5 protein-coding genes and 2 rRNA genes are annotated in these 6359 nt (G+C 62.6%); all 7 read right to left on the bottom strand.

The features are described 5' to 3' along the window. Window positions 1–11: 11 nt before the first annotated feature. Window positions 12–896 carry a tRNA pseudouridine(55) synthase TruB gene (gene truB / locus ACP5MM_RS05395; RefSeq protein ID WP_427931445.1) on the bottom strand — a complete coding sequence of 295 codons (885 nt, stop codon included), beginning with the start codon at window positions 894–896 and terminating at the stop codon, window positions 12–14. Next, the gene (rbfA, locus tag ACP5MM_RS05400; RefSeq protein ID WP_427931447.1) at window positions 893–1282 is read right to left on the bottom strand and encodes a 30S ribosome-binding factor RbfA; all 390 of its coding nucleotides are present in this window, start codon (window positions 1280–1282) and stop codon (window positions 893–895) included. Before rbfA ends, truB begins: the two co-directional genes overlap by 4 nt. A gap of 5 nt (window positions 1283–1287) precedes the next feature. Beyond that, window positions 1288–3885, bottom strand: a complete 2598-nt coding sequence (gene infB, locus ACP5MM_RS05405; protein ID WP_427934231.1) for a translation initiation factor IF-2 — start codon at window positions 3883–3885, stop codon at window positions 1288–1290. 27 nt (window positions 3886–3912) lie between these two features. Beyond that, window positions 3913–5427: a transcription termination factor NusA gene (nusA, locus tag ACP5MM_RS05410; RefSeq protein ID WP_427931450.1), complete on the bottom strand. Its 1515-nt coding sequence runs from the start codon at window positions 5425–5427 to the stop codon at window positions 3913–3915. Between the two features lie 31 nt (window positions 5428–5458). Further along, complete coding sequence (rimP, locus tag ACP5MM_RS05415; RefSeq protein WP_427931452.1) at window positions 5459–5914, bottom strand: ribosome maturation factor RimP; 456 nt, start codon at window positions 5912–5914, stop codon at window positions 5459–5461. Window positions 5915–6031: 117 nt separating this feature from the next. After that, window positions 6032–6147, bottom strand: a 5S ribosomal RNA gene (gene rrf, locus ACP5MM_RS05420). A gap of 83 nt (window positions 6148–6230) precedes the next feature. After that, window positions 6231–6359 (bottom strand): 23S ribosomal RNA (locus tag ACP5MM_RS05425); the annotation flags it as partial.

The raw sequence follows: 6359 nt of genomic DNA on the forward strand, positions 1-6359 counted from the left end.
ATGTATTTTACTTAGTTTACGCTCATCAGGCGCCGCGGCGCCACCCTGCCGTCCTCCAGGACTTCACCCAGTCCCAGAAATTTGTGCTCCGGTCCATACAAACGGATCTGCCCGGGAGCGGGCGCATGGGCAACCACCACGCCCTGGCCTTGCAACAAATAATATGCCGTGTTTTCCGTCAGGGTCACGGCGGGCAGGTAGGACAAGGCCAGGTCCATGGGCTGCAAGGGGCACTCTCCCGCCTCCCGGCTGGCGGCCAAGGCCTCCAGGGTGAGGGCGTCACGCACATCGAAGGGGCCCGTATGCACCCGGCGCAGGGCCTGCACGTGCGCCCCACAACCCAATGCCGCACCGATATCCATGGCCAGACTGCGAATATAGGTCCCCTTGGAGCAGACAATATCCAGTTCCAGCCGATCCCCTTCCCATGCCAGCAAATCCAGACGGTCAATGCGCACCCGGCGCGGCTCCCTAACCACTTCCATCCCTTTGCGCGCCAACTCGTAGAGGGGTCTCCCTCCCTGCTTGATGGCGGAATACATGGGCGGAATCTGCGCAATTTCCCCCATGAACCGCTGCAACACCGCCAGCAATTGCTCCCGCTCCACCCGCACCGGAGATTCCGTCAGAATCTCGCCTTCGCTGTCGCCCGTCGTCGTGGTCTGCCCCAGGCGCAGGGTGGCGTGATAGCTTTTGTCCGCGTTGAGGATGTAATCGGAGACTTTCGTGGCCTCGCCAAAGAGCAGCACCAGCAGACCCGTGGCGATGGGATCCAGACTGCCGGTATGCCCCGCCTTCTTGCTCCCCATGATGCGCTTGGCGCGCTGCAGGGCGGCATTGGACGTCAAACCCGCAGGCTTGTCCAAAAGGAGAATGCCATTGCGACAATCGGTCATTCCTCCCCCTCATCGCGGGGCCTGGGCAGGCCGGCCAGCAAGGCCGCCATCTCGGCGCCGCGGTCAAAGCGGGCATCATAAACGAAGCGCAAAGGCGGGATGCGCCGCAGGGCGAGCCGTTTCCCCAAGGCCTGACGCAACTGTCCGGCACTCTCCTGCAGGGCAGCACGCACGGCTTCCGCCCGCTCCGGGCCGGTCATCAGGGAAAAGTAAACGATGGCCGAATGCATATCGGGAGCCAGTTCCACCAAGCTGATGGTAGGCGGCAAGGGGCTGAGTACCGGGCTCAGGGCATGCATGTCCGGCAACAGCGCAGCAATCTCTTCCTGCAACAATTGCGCAACGCGCGCACGGCGCGGGTAGCCGCGATGGGAGTTCTGCACCACCCCTCCTAGACCGTCCGCGCCACTTCGACGGTCTCGAACGCTTCGATGATATCTCCCACCTTCAAGTCATTGTAGTTACGCAGGCCCACACCGCACTCAAAGCCTTCGCGCACCTCTCGTGCGTCCTCCTTGAAGCGCCGCAGTGAGTCCATTTCTCCGGTGAAGATCACCACGTCCTGGCGGATGAGGCGCACCTTGGCATTCCGCCGCAGGATGCCATCGGTGACCATACAGCCGGCCACCGTACCCACTTTCGGCACACGAAAGATATCGCGCACTTCCGCTCGCCCGAGGTGACGCTCACGGATCTCGGGAGCGAGCATTCCGCTCATGGCGGCTTTCACCTCATCCACGGCCTCGTAAATCACGCTGTAGTAGCGCACATCCACGCCGCTTTGCTCGATGAGGCGGCGCGCCGGCGCCTCGGCTCGCACATTGAAACCGATGATCACCGCCGACGAAGCCGCCGCCAGATTGACATCCGACTCGGTAATGCCGCCAACCCCGGCATGGATCACCTTGACCCGCACCTCGGAGGTGGACAGACGTTCCAGGGTCGTCGCCAATGCCCCGGCGGAGCCCTGCACGTCGGCCTTGATCACCAGATTCAACTGCTGGACCTGCCCTTCGCCGGCACCCTCAAAGAGATTTTCCAGGGTTGATTTGTGGACATTGGCCAGCCGTACATCGCGGAATTTTCCTTGCCGGAAGAGCGCCACCTCACGGGCCTTGCGCTCGTCCCCCACCACCACGGCCTCATCCCCGGCCTGGGGCACGTCCGACAGACCCAGGACTTCCACCGGCATTCCCGGCGTCACCTCCTGCACCTGCTGTCCACGATCATTGACCATGGCCCGTACCCGTCCAAACTGGGCGCCGGCCAGGAGCATATCCCCTGCGTGCAAGGTCCCCTGTTTGACCAGAATCGTCGCCACCGCACCACGGCCGCGATCCAGGCGGGACTCGATGACCACGCCCTTGGCCGGCCCGTTCATCTGCACCTCCAGGTCCAGCATTTCCGCCTGCAGCAAAATGGCATCCAGCAAATCGTCGATATGCAGGCCGGTCTTGGCGGAAACATTCACAAACTGGGTGTCGCCACCCCACTCTTCCGGCACCACGCTGTGTCCGGCCAGTTCCTGACGGATCCGTTCCAGATCCACCGACGGCTTATCAATCTTGTTCACCGCCACCACGATGGGCACTCCCGCCGCCTTGGCGTGATGAATGGCTTCAATGGTTTGCGGCATGACCCCGTCATCGGCGGCCACCACCAGCACCACGATATCCGTAGCCTGCGCCCCCCGCGCCCGCATGGCGGTGAAGGCCTCGTGGCCCGGCGTATCGAGAAAGGTCACCGTACCCTTTGGGGTTTCCACATGGTAGGCGCCAATATGCTGGGTAATGCCGCCGGCCTCGGCACTCGCCACGTGCGTCGAGCGGATCCGGTCCAGCAGGGACGTCTTGCCGTGGTCCACATGACCCATGACCGTGACCACGGGCGGACGACGACCCATTACCGGCGTCTCCATGGGCCCTTCATTGGCCAACAGCGCCTCGGGGCTGGTCATCCCCACCATCTTGACCTTGTGCCCCAATTCTTCGACGACGAGGGCCGCCGTCTCCTGATCAATGACCTGATTGATGGTGGCCATCACTCCCATCTTCATCATGGCCTTGATCACATCGCCGGCCTTGATCGCCATGCGCCCCGCCAACTCACCCACGGTAATGGTTTCGGGCACGGCCACCTCGCGGATGACCGGAGCCGTTCCCCAGTCGGTGACGCCGGGCACCGCCTTGCCCTTGCGCCGGTCCGGAGCCTTGCGGTGCCGGGCCATCGCCTCGGCGTCCATGACGCCCCCTTCACGACGTCCTCCGCGCTTGGCACCTCCGCGCTTGCCCGCCTCCTCGCTCACCGCCCGCGCCGCCGGCTTTTTGGCCTTGCCCGGGGATGCGGGTTTTGCCGCGGACGGAGGAGATGCTGCCGGAGCGGCGCCACGCCCCCGCTCCTGGCCGCTCCTGGCCGCCGCTGTTGCTGGCCGGGCGGACGGATATTCCCGCTGCGGCGCTGCCTCCTTTTCCACTTCGACCTGGACAGCCGTGACCGGCATCGCCTCCGCGACTACCCGTTCTTCGGGAATCACCGTCGCTTCCGGCGGAATGATCTCAGCCGGTTCCGGGCTCGGCGCCGCATTCTTGAGCTCTACCATCTCCCCTACGGCGGGAATGGCCGCCGTAGGCGCCTCCGCTGCCTGTTCCGCTGCTTCCGCAGTCTCCCCAATGGCGCTCTCGGCGGCGGCCTCGCGCTTGACATAAGTGCGCTTCCGCCGCACTTCCACCTGCACGGTCCGTGACTTGCCCGCACCTACCGCCTGTTTGACCTCGCTGGTGCTGGTCCGGTTCAGGGTAATCCTGCGCAGTTCGCCGCTCCCCTCCTCGCCATGCGTCCGCCGCAGGAAGCCCAGGAGGCGAACCTTATCCTCCTCCGAAACCGGATCATCGGGGGACCGCTTTTCCAGTCCGGCCGCGCGCAGTTGCTCCAACAGGCGCGGCGCCGTCAAACCTAATTCCACAGCAAAGTTGGCGACTGTTACCGTCATAATCTCTTCTCTCCCAGCCCTTGATCGTCATGCATTATGCGCATGGCCACCAGAGTCTGTGTCAGCAAACCAGGGCGCCCGCGCTTCAAGAATGAGCGCTTTGGCCCGCTCCTCGTCCACACCAGCGATTTCGCACAATTCACTCGCCGCCAACTCCGCAAGGTCTTCGGCCGTTACCACACCTTTACTTGCCAGCAAATGCGCAAGCCCTTTATCCATATCCTTCAGGTTCAGCAAATCCTGGCCGGGCTCGCTCAGCGCCACCTGCTCTTCCTCGGCGATGGCCCTGTTGAGCAGGACGTCGCGCGCCCGCCGCCGCAGTTCCCCCACCAGATCCTCATCCAGTCCCTCAATCTCCATCATCTCCGCCGCCGGCACATAGGCCACCTCTTCGATGGAGGTAAAGCCCTCCTCCACCAGCAGCCCGGCCAGCTCCTCGTCGACTCCGAGGTTTTCCACGAAGTGCCGGCGATAACCGGCCTCTTCCTCGCTGCGCTTGCTCACCGCCTCGTCCTGGGTCAGGATGTTGATGGCCCAACCCGTCAGTTGACTGGCCAAGCGCACGTTCTGCCCGCCCCGCCCGATGGCAAGGGATAATTGATCCTGCTCCACCACCACATCCATGCTGTGGGTGGTTTCGTCCACCACGATGCTGGATACCTCGGCGGGCGACAAGGCGTTGATGACATAATTGGCCGGCTCCGCAGACCAGACCACGATATCGACACGCTCGCCCTTCAATTCGTTGATGACCGTCTGCACCCGATTCCCGCGCAGGCCCACGCAGGCCCCCACCGGATCGATACGCGGATCATGGGAACGCACGGCGATCTTCGCGCGCAAACCCGGATCCCTTGCCGCCCCCATGATCTCGATCAAGCCGTTGCCGATTTCCGGAACTTCCAGGGCAAAGAGCTTGATGAGCAACTCCGGCGTGATGCGGGACAAAAAGAGTTGGGGTCCCCGTTGCACCCGGCGCACATCCTTCAGATGCGCCTTGATGCGATCGCCCGGACGAACGGCCTCCCGCGGCATCATCTCCTCGCGCAGCAAAACCGCTTCGGCACGGCCAAGGTCAATAATGGCGTTACCCTTTTCCATCCGCTTGATCAGGCCGCTGATGATATCGCCCTTGCGCAGCGCAAAATCCGCGACAATCCGGTCGCGCTCCGCATCGCGAACCTTTTGCACAATGACCTGTTTGGCCGTCTGCGCCGCAATGCGGCCAAATTCCACCGGCGGCAGGACCTCCTCCACCGTCTGCCCGACTTCCGCATCCGGCGCGATCCGGCGAGCTGCGCTGAGGGGCATTTCCAGATTGGTGTCGACGCCTTCGGCATCGTCGGCCACCACCTGCCACAAGCGCCGCGTGGTGAACTCACCGGTTTTGCGATCAATCGCTACCGCGATATGCCAGTCCTGGCCATATTTCTTTTTCGACGCTGAAACCAGAGATGCTTCCAGGGCTTGGAAAATGACCTCTTTATCGATGTCTTTCTCATGGGCGACGGCATCCGCCAGGTAAAGAAGCTCACGACTCATGCACCTACTCCTCTCCGCTGTATCCGTCGTTTTACCATTGGGGAATCAATTTGGCCCTGGCGATATCCGCCAGCGCAACGCGCCGCTCGCCATCCGCTGCGCGAATGACCACCAGATCCCCATCCATTGCCAGCAACTCGCCGCGCAGATGCTTACGCCCCTGCGCGGCGGTGTGCAGCTCAATATGCGCCTGCTCTCCCACAAAGCGCTGGAAGTCGGCGGCCTTCTTCAATGGCCGATCCACTCCGGGACTCGACACTTCCAGGCGATAATGTCCAGCGATGGGATTTTCCACATCCAGCCACGCACTCAGGTGGCGGCTTACCGCCGCACAGTCGTCGATGTTGACACCGCCTTCGCGATCCACGAAGACCTGAAGCGCCACAGCCCGACCCGTGCGCGTCAGGCGCGCATCCACCAGCTCGCAAGCCAATGCCGCCACCTGCTGCGCAATGGCATTGTACAGTCGCTCTTCCACTCTCGTCACGCCCCGCTGAAGAAACAAAAAAGCGGGCACTCGGCCCACTTTTATTAAGGATAACAGAATGCCCATAAAAATCAACCCCGCCTGGATACTCAGGCGGGGTTGATGGACTCAATAGGAGTCTGGCGGTGACCGACTTTCGCGGAGGGAGGCCCTCGACTATCATAGGCGCTGCAGTGTTTCACGGTCCTGTTCGGGATGGGAAGGGGTGGTGCCACTGCGCTATGGCCGCCAGACAAGGGTAAACCTTGTTTGCCGCCGGGGCTGGATTCCCGAAGGCCTGGTGTTGGTGAAGGGAAAGGGGATGCTCAGGTGATATATGGTCAAGCCGCACGGGCGATTAGTACAGGTTAGCTACACGCATTGCTGCGCTTCCACACCCTGCCTATCAACGTGGTGGTCTTCCACGGCCCTTCAGGAGGCATAAAGCCTCGGGAGATCTCATCTT

This window comes from Acidithiobacillus sp. (genome assembly GCF_049965315.1).
Taxonomy (GTDB): domain Bacteria; phylum Pseudomonadota; class Gammaproteobacteria; order Acidithiobacillales; family Acidithiobacillaceae; genus Acidithiobacillus_B.